Here is a 14,279-nt window from a genome sequence, read left to right as displayed (position 1 = left end):
AGGGGCGTAATCGATGCTTCAAAAAATTTACGACTATGTTGATGAGCGTCTAGATATTACGCCTATGTGGCGCGATATTGCTGACCATGAAGTTCCTGAGCACGTTAACCCTGCTCATCATTTTTCTGCGTTTGTTTACTGTTTCGGGGGATTAACCTTCTTTGTCACAGTCATTCAAATTCTATCTGGGATGTTTTTGACGATGTACTATGTGCCAGATATTATTAACGCTTATCAATCAGTAGCATACTTACAACAGGAAGTTGCCTATGGGGTCATCGTTCGTGGGATGCACCACTGGGGAGCTAGTTTAGTTATTGTCATGATGTTTTTACACACATTGCGTGTATTCTTTACGGGATCGTATAAGAAGCCACGTGAATTAAACTGGGTAGTCGGTGTCCTTATTTTCTTCGTTATGCTTGGTTTAGGATTTACAGGTTACTTGCTACCATGGGATATGAAAGCTTATTTTGCGACAGTAGTAGGGCTTCAAATTGCGGAAAGTGTACCGATTATCGGTGGCTTCGCCAAAACATTACTTGCTGGGGGAGAAGTCATTGGAGCATCGACGCTTGCACGTTTCTTTGCGATTCACGTATTCTTCCTGCCGGCTGCATTGTTAGGTCTTTTAGCAGCTCACTTCTACATGATCCGTAAGCAAGGTATTTCCGGACCGTTGTAAGAGCCGGAAGACGCTCGGATTGAAGAGATAAGCCTGTTGACTAATAGAAAAGTTGAAAAGGAGGGAACGAGATGGAACGTGGTAAAGGGATGAAGTTTGTCGGTGACTCTCGTGTCAAGGCAAACAATCGCAAAGCGAATATTCCAAAAGACTACTCCGAATATCCAGGAAAAACAGAAGCGTTCTGGCCGAACTTCCTCTTGAAAGAGTGGATGGTTGGAGCTGTATTCCTAATGGGATACCTTCTTTTAACCGTTGCGCATCCAGCGCCGCTTGAGCGTATGGCTGATCCAACAGACTCTGGATATATTCCATTACCGGACTGGTACTTTTTATTTTTGTATCAGCTACTTAAATATTCATATGCTTCTGGTGACTATAATGTCGTCGGAACAGTTGTTATCCCGGGGCTTGCATTTGGTGCATTATTGCTTGCGCCATGGCTCGATACCGGGAAAGAGCGTCGTCCATTAAAGCGTCCGATTGCATCTGGAATGATGATGCTTGCGTTAATTGCGACGATTTACTTAACGTGGGAATCTGTCGATCAGCATGACTGGGAAGCTGCCGCTGAACAGGGGGCGATCCAGGAGGAAGCTGATATTGATATGGAAGCCCAAGGGTACGAAATTTACTCTTCACAACAGTCATGTATGGGCTGTCACGGGGACACAATGGCTGGTGGATCAGGCGGTCCGAACTTACTAGAGACGGAAAAGACGCCTGAAGAGGTTATCGAGACGATCGTTAACGGTCAAGGTGCAATGCCAGGAGGTATGTTTGAAGGTTCTGAAGAGGAGCTTCAAATCCTTGCTGAATACATTGCCGCCCACGGTCATCCTGAAGAATAACAGCTTCTGAAAAACGGGATGTTTTGAAAGGTTTGTCATATACCTTTTGAGACATCCCCTTTTCTGTCGGTCGATAGCGGATTACTCTACAAAGAAAAAAGGTAGGATTAAACAATGCTACATGCTCTTTTGCGCTTATTTGGAAAGAAACCGATGCTGATCATGCTGCTCTTGATCAATATTCCCGGAACGATTTATGGCTATATGTGGTACAGCTCCCAGCTGGCCCGGACGCCGGACCTTTTTCTCCCGTTCGTGCCGGACAGTCCGACAGCAAGTCTCTTTTTTGTGTTCGTGCTGATCGCTTTTTTGCTCGGACGCAATTGGCCGCTGATTGAAGCGCTTGCAGCTGTTACGTTGATTAAATATGGCATTTGGGCTGTCGTGATGAATGTCGCTGCCGGTTATGTTGGCGACCCGTTAAATTGGCGCCACTACATGCTGATTTTCTCTCATGCCGGGATGGCGTTGCAGGCTGTTTTATATGCGCCTTATTATCGGATCAAACCTTGGCACCTCGTTGTCGTCGCTGTCTGGACCGTACATAATGACATCATTGATTATGTATTTATGATGCACCCGACCGTTTCGTACGGACTGATGCCGTATGTGACGCAAATCGGTTACTTTACGTTCTGGCTCAGCATTTTCTCGCTTGTGACCGTTTACGGTTTAACGGTTCGCAAACAAGCTCTTCGTCTCGAAATTGAGCGCTAGGTCGCATTTTCGCCTTTTCTTGGTCTACTCTTGTCCCATTGTACATAGGATGAGAGTAGAAAAAGGGGGGACGGATGATGCGTCAACTAGTGCTTATTTTTTTAGCCGTTTGTTTGCTGATGAGTCCAGTGTATGCCGAGACGGATGAAGAGTCATCTCTACATAGATGGAAAGAATTAAACCATACCTCGGACCAGATCCTTCAGCTGGTCAAAGCGGAAAAGTATGAGGAAGCAAAGCAATTGCTGGACTATTTTTCACGCAACTTTTTAGAGGTTGATTTTCAGGCAGAAGGGATCACGATGAGCGCGCTACGGACGGTAACGCTGACGTTCGAGAAAGCGGAGGAAGCGGTGACGGCGGCTGATTTGCCGGTGGAAGAACGGATTTATGCCATCACCTCGTTTCGCCTGGCAGTTGATGCGCTAACGAGTGAGCACCACCCGCTCTGGCTGCAAACGGAACAATCGGTGATGCAGGCGTTGGCGAAAATGCGGGAAACGGTGGTCGCGCGGGATCAGCAGGCTTATCAGCATCGCCTCAATGAATTTCTCCGCCATTATCAAATGATCCGGCCGGCGTTGTTCATTCATTTAGAGCCGCCGCTTTTGCAACGGATTGAATCGCAAATCACCTTTCTCGAAAAACGGAGGGCAGAGTCGCTTGAGTCCGGCACATTGACTGCGCATTTGACGATGATGGAGGAAGAATGGCAGAAGCTCTATCAGCAGGTGAAGGAAGACAGCGCCGATCCGTCCTTATGGTGGGTGATGTTTACCATTGGCGGGATGATCGTGCTTTCGCTTTCCTATGTCGGCTGGAAAAAGTACCGGGCGGAAAAAAGCAAAGTGAGAATGAAGGAATAATGTGTCGGAATTGTGAAAACGCTTGTGCGGCAAGGAATTGAGAGGTGTTTTGTTTGACTTTCGACATGGCTGACTTTAGAATAATAATTAAATAAAAGACTACAGAGGTGACTGCAAAATATGGGGTTTTTGATTTACTTCATTCTGCTTCTGATCATTCCAATCTGGGCACAAATGAAAGTGAAGAGCGCCTATCGCAAATATTCGCAAGTCCCGGCATCTTCTGGAATGACCGGAGCACAGGTTGCTCGAAGAATTCTCGATGACAATGGCCTGTTTAATGTGAGAATCGAGGAAGTTCGCGGGCAATTGACCGATCACTATGATCCGCGCTCAAAGGTTGTTCGTTTATCAAGCGACAATTACCATGGCACCTCCGTCGCCGGAGCAGCTGTCGCGGCGCATGAGGTCGGCCATGCGATTCAGGACGCGGAAGACTACGCCTTTCTACGCTTCCGTCACGCGCTTGTCCCTGTAGCCGGTTTTGGTTCCAATGTTTCGTTCTTTTTAATTCTTGCAGGGATTTTATTCCAGGCTTCCGGTCTGCTTCTGCTTGGGATTGTTGCGATGGCAGCAGCGGTGCTCTTTCAAGTCGTTACCCTTCCTGTCGAGTTTAACGCGAGCAACCGCGCGATGGAGCAAATCGTCTCAGTCGGCGTGATTCGCAATGATGAAGAGCGTGAAACACGGAAGGTGCTGAATGCGGCTGCGCTCACCTATGTAGCCGGTGCGCTCGTTGCCTTGATGGAGCTTGTCCGCTTTATCCTGATGTATGTTGGGATGGGCAACGACGAATAAGCAGGAAGAAAATAAGCAGTTTGTTTGCGACTGGTCTGGAGAGGAGAAGTTGATTCCCCTCCAGGCTTTTTTTAGGGTAAGGCCACGTGCTACGGGCTTTAAAGGATAGTAATCGTTCCGCCTTGCACAAAGCGTAAACAGCGCTTGCCATTCAGGGGAGGTGCAAAAAGGAAACAACCTTTTTGCACCTCCCTTTTCAATGCTCGAGCGGCTGCTTGTTTTCGTCGAGAGTGAACCCTTCGCCGATGACATCCTGGACGTCGTTGACCGTAACGAAGGCGTGTGGGTCGATTTTTTCAACGAGTGTTTTCAGGCGGATTAATTCGTTGCGCCCGACGACGCAATACAGCACCTCCCGTTCACTGTTTGTGAAGCTTCCCTTTCCTTTCAACAGTGTGGCGCCGCGATCCATTTCCTTGGCGATCGCCTCGGCAATCGCCTTGCTGTGGTCGGAAATGATGAAAGAAGCCTTGGCGGAATAAGCGCCCTGCTGAATAAAGTCAATTACTTTCGCCGCAATAAAGACGGCGACGAGCGTATACATCGCCTCGCGGTAATTCAAATAAATGAGCGAGGATGTAATAACGGCCGCATCAAACATGAACATCGTTTTTCCCATGCTCCAGCCGAGATAGCGAAAGCCAAGCTTGGCGATAATATCGACCCCGCCAGTCGTTCCCCCGTACCGAAAGACAATCCCGAGGCCAACGCCGATAAAGACGCCGGCAAAAAGCGCGGCAAGTGTCATATCATCGCGCAGCGGAATATGAATCAGCTGAACGCGCTGAAACAGTTCGAGAAAAAGCGAAACGCTGAAGGTGCCGATCAAGGTGTAAATAAACGTCGTTCTCCCGAGTATTTTCCAGCCGATAAAAAAGAGAGGAATATTCAATAGCAAATTTGAAATCGCCGGATTAAATTGAAAGACAAAATAAAGAATGAGCGTGATTCCGGTAAATCCACCGTCGGCCAAATTATTTTCCATATTAAAATAAACGAGCCCAAAGGATAAAATCGCCGAACCGAGAATAATAAATAGACTGTTTTTCACTTTTTTGCGCATAGAATGAAGCGTGCCCCCTTTGAGGAATGAAATCATGCCAAAAGGAAAATATCCCCTATTATAGGGGCCACTGAAAAACTTCCTTTTTCGTAACACGAAGAAGAGTAATGGCTCCGCGCGTTGCGCGCCTTGCTTCGAGAAACCCATTCGTAGCAAGGCTTTCAAATTCAAGCAACGGCTACGCTCATTACGAAAAAGCCGTTGAAAAAGTGAAAATCGTACTTTTTCAGCAGCTTCTATTATAGTCAGTATCACATTTTTTTTGCAAATGAAACATTAAGATTTGTCAAAATCGTCCTGATTCGCTAACATGAATGAGTAGGAATGTGAGGTGACGACAGCATTGAAGCAAAAAACGATGGAGGACATGCAAAAACAAGTTGATGATTATATTGGCCAATTTAAAGAAGGCTATTTCAGCCCGCTCGCTTTACTAGCAAGAATGAGTGAAGAGGTTGGCGAACTGGCGCGAGAAGTGAATCATGTTTATGGGGAAAAACCAAAAAAATCAACAGAAGAAAAGCGTTCCATGGAAGAGGAAATGGGGGACGTCTTATTTGTTCTAATCTGTTTTGCAAATTCATTACATATTGATTTAGAAGAGGCATTTGACCGCGTCATGAATAAGTTTGAGACTCGTGATCATGACCGTTGGACAAGAATAGAAGAAGAAGGTGTCAAAGATGAGTAATGTAAAGATTGTCATTGCCGGCCCACGCGGGAATATGGGAAAAGAAGCGGTGAAAATGGTTGAGGCGACAGACAGCTTTGAGCTGGTCGCTGTCGTTGATTCGAAGCATGATCAAATGCGGCTATCGGAAATTGGTGAATTCGCGGGAGTAGATGTGCCTGTTTATACCGATATGGAGCAGTGCTTTAGTGAACACGAACCGGATGTGCTGATTGATTTAACCGCGCCGGCTTTCGGGCGCAAGCATATGGAGCTCGCATTCGCCCATGGCGTACGCCCGGTCGTCGGGACGACCGGCTTCACGGAAAGCGATATTACGAGCTTGCGGGCGATTGCCGAAGAAAAACAGCTTGGGGCGATTATTGCGCCGAATTTTGCGATCGGGGCGATTTTAATGATGAAGTTCGCCAAAATGGCTGCCTATTATTTACCGGATGTCGAGATTATTGAGCGTCATCATGATCGCAAGCTTGATGCGCCTTCCGGAACGGCTGTCAAAACGGCTGAGCTGATCAAGGAAGTTCGCCGGCAGAAGCAGCAGGGGCATCCTGAAGAGCATGAGGATCTCGCCGGCGCGCGCGGCGCCGATTATGACGGCATGAAAATACACAGCGTGCGACTACCGGGTCTTGTCGCCCATCAGGAGGTTATTTTCGGAGGCGAAGGCCAGACGTTGACGATCCGCCACGATTCACTGAACCGGGCCTCCTTTATGCCGGGAGTAAAGCTGGCGGTTGAGACCGTGCTCCAGCTTGATACGCTTGTCTACGGATTAGAACATATTATTGAATAGAGGGAGAGAGATGCTTATGAGAATCGCGCTCATTGCTCATGATAAAAAGAAAGAGGAAATGGTCCAGTTTGCCACTGCTTACCAGGCTGTACTGGCAAAGCATGAGTTATATGGAACCGGAACGACGGGGACGCGGATTATGGAAGCGACCGACCTGAAAGTGATCCGCTTTAAATCAGGCCCGCTTGGAGGAGATCAGCAAATTGGAGCGCTTGTGGCGGAAAACAAATTCGACTTGATTTTATTTTTTCGCGACCCGCTTACTGCCCAGCCGCATGAGCCTGATGTCTCGGCTTTAATCCGGCTTTGTGACGTGAGACAGGTACCTTTGGCGACAAATCTTGGAACGGCTGAAATTTTGATTAAAGGACTGGAGCGGGGCGATTTCGCCTGGCGTGAACAGGATAGCGATGATGAGTCAGGCAACGCTTGATCTTCTCGCCTTCGGTGCTCATCCCGACGATGTTGAAATTGGCATGGGAGCGACCTTGGCGAAATACGCCGCCGCCGGCTACCGCGTCGGCATATGTAATTTGACGAAGGCCGAGCTTTCCTCAAATGGAACGGTCGAGCTGCGGCAGCGCGAGGCAGAGCATGCCGCCGACATTCTCGGGGTGAGCGAGCGCATTCAATTAAGCTTTGCGGATCGTGGCTTGAAGGCGGCCGGCTATGAGCAGCTTCAGGAGCTTGTTTCCGTCATTCGCCGCTTGCGGCCAAGACTGATCTTTTCGCCGTATGCGGTCGATCGCCACCCTGACCACGGCGCCTGTACCGAGCTGGTGAAAGAAGCGGCTTTTAATGCCGGGATTCTCCGCTATCGCTGCAAGGAGAACTTGCCGGCCTTTCGTCCAGAGGCTCATTATTATTATTTTATTAACGGCTATGAGCATCCTGATTTTGTTCAGGACACGACTCCGTTTATCGAGACAAAAATACAGGCACTGTCCGCCTATAAAAGCCAGTTTACATACAGCGGGGAAACGGTAGCGACCCCGCTTACAGACGGCTACATCACAGCGGTTGAGGCGCGTGACCGTCTTTTCGGCAAGGAAGCGGGCGTCCCTTTTGCCGAAGGGTTCATGAGTGAGCGGCCGCTGCTGCTTGGGGATTTGTTGGCTGGAAAGGAACAGAGGCATGAAGCTGAAAATCGGGATTAGCTGTTATCCGACGGTAGGCGGCTCAGGCGTGATTGCGACTGAGCTTGGAAAGCTTTTGGCGGAACGTGGACATGAGGTGCATTTTATTACGTCAAGCATGCCGTTTCGTCTTGACCGCGTCTATCCGAACATTTTCTATCATGAGGTGGAAGTCAATCAGTATTCTGTTTTTCAATACCCGCCTTATGATTTGACGCTGGCCAGTAAAATGGCTGAAGTCGCCAAGCGTCAGAAGCTTGATTTAATCCACGTTCATTATGCCGTGCCCCACGCGATATGCGCGATATTGGCAAAGCAAATGGCCGGCTATGATTTGAAAATTATGACGACGCTCCACGGGACGGATATTACCGTGCTCGGCTATGACCCGTCGCTGAAGGATATTATTCGCTTTGGCATTGAGCAGTCTGATATGGTAACAGCTGTTTCACATGATTTAGTGAAACAGACGTGCGAACTGATTCAGACGGATAAACCGATTGAAACGGTCTATAATTTCATTGATGAACGGGTTTATACAAAGCTGGAGGTCGAGGAGCTAAAACGACATTACGATATCGCCGCAGATGAACGGGTGCTGATTCATATTTCGAATTTCCGGCCGGTTAAGCGTGTTCCGGATGTTGTCCGCAGCTTTGCTGAAATCGCCAGGCACGTGAAATCGAAATTATTATTGATCGGCAATGGGCCTGATTTGCAGGTGGCAAGAGATCTTGTTAAATCGCTTCAGCTTGAAGATCAGGTGCTGCTGCTCGGGAATCAAAAGCATATTGCAGAATTGCTATCGATGAGTGACTTAATGCTGCTGCTCAGTGAAAAGGAAAGCTTCGGCCTGGTCGCACTTGAGGCGATGGCCTGTGGTGTGCCTGTAATCGGGACGAATACAGGAGGCATTCCTGAAGTGGTGGTTGACGGGGAAACCGGCTATTTATGCGAGGTCGGCGATATTGAATGTGTGGCCCACCGCGCTCTGACTTTGCTCGAGGACGAGGAACGCTATCAGGCGTTTTCAAAAAAAGCAATGGAACGCGTCGCCGCGACATTCCATTCACAGCTTATTGTGTCCCGTTATGAGCAGCTTTATCAGCAAATGCTTTAGAATACGGCATGAAGGAAAAGAGGAAATAAGATGCAAAGCGCGTGGAAGGAAGCCTTACATCTCATTCAAATAGTAGAACGGCATGGCTATCAGGCTTACATTGTCGGCGGGGCGGTTCGTGATTGGCTGCTTGCCAAGAATAGTGCCGATATCGACATTGTGACCTCTGCCAGACCCGAAGAGCTTGGGCGGGTTTTTTCGAAAACCTTTCAGATGAACACCGCTCATCAGACGGTCATCGTCCGTTCGAATGGTCACTTGTTTGAAGTGACGACGCTGCGCGGCGCTACGATTGAAGATGACCTCTGTTGCCGAGATCTGACGATTAACAGCATCGCGCTGACGGCCGATGAAACGGTGCTTGACCCGGCTGGCGGGCGCGAGGACCTCAAGCTTGGCCGGCTGCGCTCGATCGATCCGGAAAGCCGGATGACGGAGGATCCATTGCGGATGCTGCGCGTTTATCGGTTTGCGAGTCAGCTCGGCTTCGCGATTGACGAGGAGCTGCAGAAGGTTATTCATTGCAATAAGGAACGAATCCGCGAGACGGCTGTTGAACGGATCACGAAAGAATGGCTCAAGCTGTTAAAGGGGCCAGCGCGTACGGCCGCGCTGGCCGAGCTTCGGCAATCCGGGCTTCACCACGCGCTGGCCGGCCTGGCGGTAACAGACGATCAGCTTGAGGCGCTCGCTAAGCTGCCGGGCTTTGAAGAAGAGGCGAGCGAGGAGCTCGTCTGGACCGCTTTTTTTCTCTGTCGGGGAGAGACCGAGGTCAATCTTGGCAGCCTGGCGCTCTCTAAAGCATCCGCGCGGGCGATTCGGAAGCGGCTGTCTTATTTTCAGCTGCGTCGGGAGGCAGCCTGGTCGGCGTATGAGCTGTACCGCGCCTCGCTCGAAGTGGCGCGCGATGTGGAACGATTGCGGAGCTGGTTCGGCTATTCGCATGAAACAGACGAGACGCTGCAGGCGATCTGGGACGGGCTCGTCTTGAAGCAGAAGAGCGACCTGGCGATCAGCGGGCATGATTTGTTACAGAAAGGAAGAAAGCCGGGACCATGGCTTAAGGAGGAACTGGAATGGGCCGAACGGGCTGTCCTTTCCGGCCGTTTGCCAAATGACCACCGGCAGATTATTGCAGCGCTTGAGGAAAGGAGGGAGACCGAATGAAAGAGGCATTGCTGAAGATGTTTGCCGAGCATGAAGGCCAATTTTTATCAGGCGAAAAGATCAGTCAGCAGCTCGGCTGCTCGCGTACGGCGATTTGGAAGCATATTGATGAACTGCGGAAAAACGGCTATCAGCTTGAATCAGCGCCGCGCAAAGGCTACCGGCTTGTTTCCAAGCCGGATGAGATTCAGCCGCATGAAGTGAAGGTCAGCTTGCAAACGAAGTGGCTCGGTCACGAGCAAACGTACTATGAAGCCGTATCGTCGACGCAATCAGTCGCCCACCGCCTTGCCCAGGAAGGCGCAGTGGAAGGCCACCTCGTTGTTGCCAATGAGCAGACCGCCGGAAAAGGCCGGCTCGGACGGAAGTGGTATTCCCGCGCCGGTTCAACGATTTCAATGAGCCTGATCCTGCGCCCCGAGCTTCCACCGCAGCGGACGCCGCAGCTGACCTTGCTCGCTGCTGTGGCTGTCGTCCGGGCGATCAAACAGGAAACCGGAATCGACTGTTCGATCAAATGGCCGAATGATATTTTGATCAATGGCAAAAAGCTTGTTGGCATATTGACGGAAATGCAATCCGAACCGGACGTTGTCCATTCCGTCATTATCGGCATCGGCATCAATGTCAACCAAACGCCCGATGAATTTGCCGATGACATTGAAACGGTGGCAACGTCACTGGCAATCGAAAAAGGAGCGAGCATCAAGCGGGCACCGTTAATCGCGGCAATTCTTAATCAATTTGAAGTGCTGTACGAGCTCTATATCAGCTCGGGCTTTTCGGCGATCCGTTCTCTTTGGGAGGCGCATTCGATCAGCATCGGAACGCATCTTTATGCACGGACGACGAAGGAAGTCATTTATGGCTATGCGCAAGGGATTACCGACGAAGGAGCCCTCTTATTAAAAGATGAAGCAGGCAAAACGCATCAGATCTATTCAGCTGATATCGAAATTGCTTCCCACCCGACGTAACTTTCTGTTATACTTTTGATGAAATGGGCAGTATCGTTACGAACTGCACCAACACATAAAGGCTAATCGGATAGATGATCTGCCTTGATCCATGTTGGACTAGGACAGAGGGATTCAGCTAGCTTCAGATTGCAATTTCGCCGTGGCGGAATGGCTTCTTTCACATGAGCATCCTTCTTCCGTATTGTGAAGCGGGATTTTTTTGTGCGGTCTGGCTGAAGCTCTCCTTTTAAAAAAAAGGAGGAAAACGAATGAAGACAACTGCTGGGTTGAGAAAAATGAAGGAAAACAAGGAAAAAATTACGATGATGACCGCTTATGATGCGCCATCGGCAAAGCTCGTCGAACAGGCTGGAATGGATATGATTCTTGTCGGCGATTCGCTTGGCATGGTCGTGCTCGGCTACGATTCGACGATTCCGGTCACAACCGAAGACATGCTGCTGCATGCCAGAGCGGTGAGACGGGGGGCAAGGGATACATTTATCGTCGTTGACTTTCCTTTTTTATCGTACCAAACGGATCGGACGGAAGCATTTCGCTATGCGCAAAGAGTGATGCAGGAAACAGGCGCCAATGCCGTCAAGCTTGAAGGGGCAGGGGAAGTTGTGATTCAGCTCGTCGAACAGCTTACCGCAGCTGGCGTGCCGGTGATGGGTCACTTAGGCTTGACGCCGCAATCGGTTGAGGTGCTCGGTGGCTACCGCGTCCAGGGAAAGAGCCGGGAAGCCGCGGAACAATTACTGGCCGACGCCAAAGCGCTTGAAGCGGCCGGCGCGTTCGCCCTTGTTGTCGAATGTGTACCGGAGCCGGTCGGCGCCCTGCTTAGTAAAACGTGTCAAGTGCCGATCATTGGCATTGGCGCCGGTGTACACACGGACGGCCAGGTGCTCGTCTATCATGATGTGCTTGGCTATGGCGATGTTCACGTTCCTAAATTCGTCAAGCGTTATGCGACGCTTTCACCAGTGATTGAAGATGCGTTGAAAATGTATGTCCATGAAGTGAAGGAAGGAATTTTCCCGGGGGAAGAACACCGGTTTGCGATGAAAGAAGAAGAGCTTGCTGCTCTTTATGGAGGAAGCAAGTGATGAAAATTGTCAAAACGGTTTCCGCTATCCGTGAGGAAGTACGGAAAATAAAAGCAGAAGGCCGCTCGATCGGCTTAGTCCCGACGATGGGCTTTTTACACGAAGGTCATCTCAGCTTGATTGAAGCGGCGCGGGCGAAGCACGATGTTGTAATGGTGAGCATTTTTGTCAATCCATTGCAATTTGGGCCGAATGAAGATTTTGAACGTTATCCGCGCGACCTGGATCGAGATGAACGGCTGGCGCGAAACAGCGGTGTGGATATTTTGTTCTGCCCGGGAGTGGAAGAAATGTACCCCGGCGAAACGGCGATGACGATCCATGTGACAAAGGGGATCGACGTGTTATGCGGAGCCAGCCGCCCGGGCCACTTTGACGGCGTCGCGACTGTCGTGATGAAGCTGTTTCAGCTGACTGCGCCGGATGAAGCCTTTTTTGGCCAGAAGGATGCGCAGCAGGTAGCGATTATCACAAATATGGTCGAGACATTTAATGTTCCTGTTGGCATTGTCAGCTGTCCGACTGTGCGCGAAGAGGACGGACTCGCCAAAAGCTCGCGCAATGTCTACCTAACAGAAGAAGAGCGGCAGGAAGCGCCATTTTTGTATCAAGCGCTGCAGAAAACGGCTGAACGGGCCCAAGCGGGTGAACGCAGCCGTGAACAGCTGCTTCAGTTTTTAACCCGACAGCTTGAGGGTGGAAGTGGGACAATTGATTATGTCGACGTGTTAACCTACCCTGCGCTTGAACAGCAGGAAAAGCTTGCAGGACGAATCATTTTCGCTGTTGCGTATCACTATACACATGCTCGATTAATTGATAATATTATCATCGAGCTTGAGGGAGAGGAGGCTTAGCATGTTTCGGACCATGATGAAGGCAAAAATTCACCGCGCCCGCGTGACGGAGTCAAATCTTAACTACGTTGGCAGCATTACGATTGATGAAGATATAATGGATGCGGTTGATATACTGGAAAATGAAAAGGTGCAAATTGTCAATAACAACAATGGCGCGCGCTTTGAAACGTATGTTATTAAGGGAGAAAGAGGAAGCGGCGTTCTCTGTCTGAACGGCGCGGCTGCCCGTCTCGTTCAGGAAGGCGATGTCGTGATCGTGATCTCCTATGCGCTTGTACCTGAAGAAAAAGTGAAATCGCACACGCCGCGGGTAGCCATTATGGATGAAAACAATCAGATTGTCGAAATGTTACGTTCGGAGCCAGCTTCTACCGTGCTCTAATCCGCATATTCCCCTCTGTTTCGATGAACACTTTGAGTAAAAAGCCATCGAGAGGAGGGGTTTTTTGATGGATTGGTTCACGTCGTGGCATTCTCTCTATCAACAAACAGAAAAGAAATGGGCATTGTTAAGCCCGAATGAGCAAAAGAAACAGCTGACATACTTGGAGGAGACGGCCGGGACATTGCTCGATGAATGGACGCAAATGGATGAACTCGTCCAGAAGCTTCGTGCGGAAGGGACAGAGCAAAGCGACCTCCCGCAATACCGCTCGACCGGCACGGTGTATTATCAGCTTGAGATGTTTGCGAAAGCGGCCGATACTTTGCAATCAGAGCAGGCAAGCGGGGATGAGGATGATTTACGCCTGCTCTACACCGGCTTTGCTTTCCTGTTTGCCGACAATGAACAAAAAGCGCTGGAGTTGTTTCTTTATCTCGTTCAGGCTGCCCGGAAAAAAGTTTTTCATCATTTTGCCTATGTCGGTTTAGGCTGTATTCACGCCCGCCGCCAATGCTTTGAGGAAGCGACCGTCTGTTTTGAGCGGGCAAATCAGCTTATCACGACGGCGGATGTCGTGTATAATTTAGGCGTGTGTTATTACGTTCAAGAAGCGTTCCACCTAGCTGAATCCTATTTTCTCGATTATATCGAGCAGGTGAGTGAGGATGAAGAAGCTTACTTCTTTCTTGGCTGTTGCCAATGGCTGAAAGGGGATAAGGAGGCGGCCTGGGTTTCCTGGCTGACGAGCATTCACGTCGCTGAATCAACGACTTCTCTGCTCGCTTTGGCCCATGTGTGCGAATGGCATGGCTACCATCAAACAGCTGTCCACTGCTATAAGCGGATTCAGGAAAGCGAAGGGCTGGAGCAGAAGGTGCTCCATGGACTGGCCTGGAATTATGCCTTGGCGGGAGAAGGAAAAAAAGCGATGGTGACGTTCCGAAAAGCATTGCAATTCGACCCATTCAATTCACATATTCGTTCCTCGATCAGCTGGCTTGACGAGCATTGGCCCGAGGAAGAATGGCGTTCGCTGCTTGGGGCGGGAAAGAACGGCTTGATTAATTGAGGTGCAATCC

At 49.8% G+C, this 14,279-nt stretch carries 17 protein-coding genes; 16 read left to right on the top strand and 1 reads right to left on the bottom strand.

Features of this window, described 5'->3' with window-relative positions:
- The first annotated feature begins 13 nt into the window (after positions 1-13).
- The 5 genes from qcrB (at position 14) to ABMB67_RS02465 (ending at position 3,917) form a co-directional block, all read left to right on the top strand.
- Positions 14-685 (top strand): menaquinol-cytochrome c reductase cytochrome b subunit, encoded by a 672-nt coding sequence (gene qcrB / locus ABMB67_RS02485; protein ID WP_251193954.1) that lies wholly within the window; start codon positions 14-16, stop codon positions 683-685.
- 71 nt (positions 686-756) lie between these two features.
- Positions 757-1,536, top strand: coding sequence for a menaquinol-cytochrome c reductase cytochrome b/c subunit (locus tag ABMB67_RS02480; protein WP_251222384.1), 780 nt, complete (start codon positions 757-759; stop codon positions 1,534-1,536).
- Positions 1,537-1,650: 114 nt separating this feature from the next.
- Complete coding sequence (gene lhaT / locus ABMB67_RS02475; RefSeq protein ID WP_354571003.1) at positions 1,651-2,253, top strand: lipoprotein heptaprenylglyceryl N-acetyltransferase LhaT; 603 nt, start codon at positions 1,651-1,653, stop codon at positions 2,251-2,253.
- 74 nt (positions 2,254-2,327) lie between these two features.
- Positions 2,328-3,119, top strand: coding sequence for a sporulation protein YpjB (gene ypjB / locus ABMB67_RS02470; RefSeq protein ID WP_251222382.1), 792 nt, complete (start codon positions 2,328-2,330; stop codon positions 3,117-3,119).
- A 120-nt stretch (positions 3,120-3,239) separates the two neighbouring features.
- Positions 3,240-3,917 (top strand): zinc metallopeptidase, encoded by a 678-nt coding sequence (locus tag ABMB67_RS02465; RefSeq protein WP_251222381.1) that lies wholly within the window; start codon positions 3,240-3,242, stop codon positions 3,915-3,917.
- Between the two features lie 196 nt (positions 3,918-4,113).
- On the opposite strand, the gene ABMB67_RS02460 is transcribed toward ABMB67_RS02465, so the two are convergent.
- Positions 4,114-4,980: a YitT family protein gene (locus ABMB67_RS02460; protein ID WP_251222380.1), complete on the bottom strand. Its 867-nt coding sequence runs from the start codon at positions 4,978-4,980 to the stop codon at positions 4,114-4,116.
- Positions 4,981-5,323: 343 nt separating this feature from the next.
- Between ABMB67_RS02460 and ABMB67_RS02455 the strand changes: the two genes are divergently transcribed.
- The 11 genes from ABMB67_RS02455 (at position 5,324) to ABMB67_RS02405 (ending at position 14,269) form a co-directional block, all read left to right on the top strand.
- On the top strand, positions 5,324-5,671 hold the full coding sequence (locus ABMB67_RS02455) for a nucleotide pyrophosphohydrolase (RefSeq protein WP_251222379.1): 348 nt from the start codon (positions 5,324-5,326) through the stop codon (positions 5,669-5,671).
- Positions 5,664-6,464 carry a 4-hydroxy-tetrahydrodipicolinate reductase gene (dapB, locus tag ABMB67_RS02450; RefSeq protein WP_251222378.1) on the top strand — a complete coding sequence of 267 codons (801 nt, stop codon included), beginning with the start codon at positions 5,664-5,666 and terminating at the stop codon, positions 6,462-6,464. Before ABMB67_RS02455 ends, dapB begins: the two co-directional genes overlap by 8 nt.
- 16 nt (positions 6,465-6,480) lie before the next feature.
- A complete protein-coding gene (gene mgsA / locus ABMB67_RS02445) occupies positions 6,481-6,897 on the top strand; it encodes a methylglyoxal synthase (protein ID WP_251222377.1) in 417 nt (138 codons plus the stop codon).
- Positions 6,878-7,621: a bacillithiol biosynthesis deacetylase BshB1 gene (gene bshB1, locus ABMB67_RS02440; RefSeq protein WP_390188835.1), complete on the top strand. Its 744-nt coding sequence runs from the start codon at positions 6,878-6,880 to the stop codon at positions 7,619-7,621. The genes mgsA and bshB1 overlap by 20 nt, the downstream gene beginning before the upstream one ends.
- Complete coding sequence (gene bshA / locus ABMB67_RS02435; RefSeq protein WP_354571001.1) at positions 7,599-8,720, top strand: N-acetyl-alpha-D-glucosaminyl L-malate synthase BshA; 1,122 nt, start codon at positions 7,599-7,601, stop codon at positions 8,718-8,720. Before bshB1 ends, bshA begins: the two co-directional genes overlap by 23 nt.
- Positions 8,721-8,750: 30 nt before the next feature.
- Complete coding sequence (locus ABMB67_RS02430) at positions 8,751-9,887, top strand: CCA tRNA nucleotidyltransferase (protein ID WP_354571000.1); 1,137 nt, start codon at positions 8,751-8,753, stop codon at positions 9,885-9,887.
- Positions 9,884-10,864 carry a biotin--[acetyl-CoA-carboxylase] ligase gene (locus ABMB67_RS02425; RefSeq protein WP_354570999.1) on the top strand — a complete coding sequence of 327 codons (981 nt, stop codon included), beginning with the start codon at positions 9,884-9,886 and terminating at the stop codon, positions 10,862-10,864. Before ABMB67_RS02430 ends, ABMB67_RS02425 begins: the two co-directional genes overlap by 4 nt.
- A 251-nt stretch (positions 10,865-11,115) precedes the next feature.
- Positions 11,116-11,955: a 3-methyl-2-oxobutanoate hydroxymethyltransferase gene (panB, locus tag ABMB67_RS02420; protein WP_354570998.1), complete on the top strand. Its 840-nt coding sequence runs from the start codon at positions 11,116-11,118 to the stop codon at positions 11,953-11,955.
- Positions 11,955-12,812 (top strand): pantoate--beta-alanine ligase, encoded by an 858-nt coding sequence (panC, locus tag ABMB67_RS02415; RefSeq protein WP_354570997.1) that lies wholly within the window; start codon positions 11,955-11,957, stop codon positions 12,810-12,812. The genes panB and panC overlap by 1 nt, the downstream gene beginning before the upstream one ends.
- 1 nt (position 12,813) lies before the next feature.
- On the top strand, positions 12,814-13,197 hold the full coding sequence (gene panD / locus ABMB67_RS02410) for an aspartate 1-decarboxylase (RefSeq protein ID WP_251193968.1): 384 nt from the start codon (positions 12,814-12,816) through the stop codon (positions 13,195-13,197).
- 67 nt (positions 13,198-13,264) lie between these two features.
- The gene (locus ABMB67_RS02405) at positions 13,265-14,269 is read left to right on the top strand and encodes a tetratricopeptide repeat protein (protein ID WP_354570996.1); all 1,005 of its coding nucleotides are present in this window, start codon (positions 13,265-13,267) and stop codon (positions 14,267-14,269) included.
- The last annotated feature ends 10 nt before the right edge of the window (positions 14,270-14,279 follow it).

The sequence above is a fragment of the Halalkalibacter oceani genome, assembly GCF_040544555.1.
GTDB classification, from domain to species: domain Bacteria; phylum Bacillota; class Bacilli; order Bacillales; family Bacillaceae_D; genus Halalkalibacter; species Halalkalibacter oceani.
The sequence above is the reverse complement of the archived record's forward strand: the minus strand, read 5'-3'. Positions and strand labels throughout refer to the sequence as shown.

What these genes read in the sequence shown, in the direction of transcription:
- ABMB67_RS02430 (WP_354571000.1), top strand. Translation starts at nt 8,751, where the DNA reads ATGCAAAGCGCGTGGAAGGAAGCCTTACATCTCATTCAAATAGTAGAA.
- ABMB67_RS02465 (WP_251222381.1), top strand. Translation starts at nt 3,240, where the DNA reads ATGGGGTTTTTGATTTACTTCATTCTGCTTCTGATCATTCCAATCTGG.
- ABMB67_RS02425 (WP_354570999.1), top strand. Translation starts at nt 9,884, where the DNA reads ATGAAAGAGGCATTGCTGAAGATGTTTGCCGAGCATGAAGGCCAATTT.
- qcrB (WP_251193954.1), top strand. Translation starts at nt 14, where the DNA reads ATGCTTCAAAAAATTTACGACTATGTTGATGAGCGTCTAGATATTACG.
- ABMB67_RS02405 (WP_354570996.1), top strand. Translation starts at nt 13,265, where the DNA reads ATGGATTGGTTCACGTCGTGGCATTCTCTCTATCAACAAACAGAAAAG.
- dapB (WP_251222378.1), top strand. Translation starts at nt 5,664, where the DNA reads ATGAGTAATGTAAAGATTGTCATTGCCGGCCCACGCGGGAATATGGGA.
- ABMB67_RS02460 (WP_251222380.1), bottom strand. Translation starts at nt 4,980, where the DNA reads ATGCGCAAAAAAGTGAAAAACAGTCTATTTATTATTCTCGGTTCGGCG.
- panC (WP_354570997.1), top strand. Translation starts at nt 11,955, where the DNA reads ATGAAAATTGTCAAAACGGTTTCCGCTATCCGTGAGGAAGTACGGAAA.
- ypjB (WP_251222382.1), top strand. Translation starts at nt 2,328, where the DNA reads ATGATGCGTCAACTAGTGCTTATTTTTTTAGCCGTTTGTTTGCTGATG.
- lhaT (WP_354571003.1), top strand. Translation starts at nt 1,651, where the DNA reads ATGCTACATGCTCTTTTGCGCTTATTTGGAAAGAAACCGATGCTGATC.
- mgsA (WP_251222377.1), top strand. Translation starts at nt 6,481, where the DNA reads ATGAGAATCGCGCTCATTGCTCATGATAAAAAGAAAGAGGAAATGGTC.
- bshA (WP_354571001.1), top strand. Translation starts at nt 7,599, where the DNA reads ATGAAGCTGAAAATCGGGATTAGCTGTTATCCGACGGTAGGCGGCTCA.
- ABMB67_RS02480 (WP_251222384.1), top strand. Translation starts at nt 757, where the DNA reads ATGGAACGTGGTAAAGGGATGAAGTTTGTCGGTGACTCTCGTGTCAAG.
- panB (WP_354570998.1), top strand. Translation starts at nt 11,116, where the DNA reads ATGAAGACAACTGCTGGGTTGAGAAAAATGAAGGAAAACAAGGAAAAA.
- bshB1 (WP_390188835.1), top strand. Translation starts at nt 6,878, where the DNA reads ATGAGTCAGGCAACGCTTGATCTTCTCGCCTTCGGTGCTCATCCCGAC.
- panD (WP_251193968.1), top strand. Translation starts at nt 12,814, where the DNA reads ATGTTTCGGACCATGATGAAGGCAAAAATTCACCGCGCCCGCGTGACG.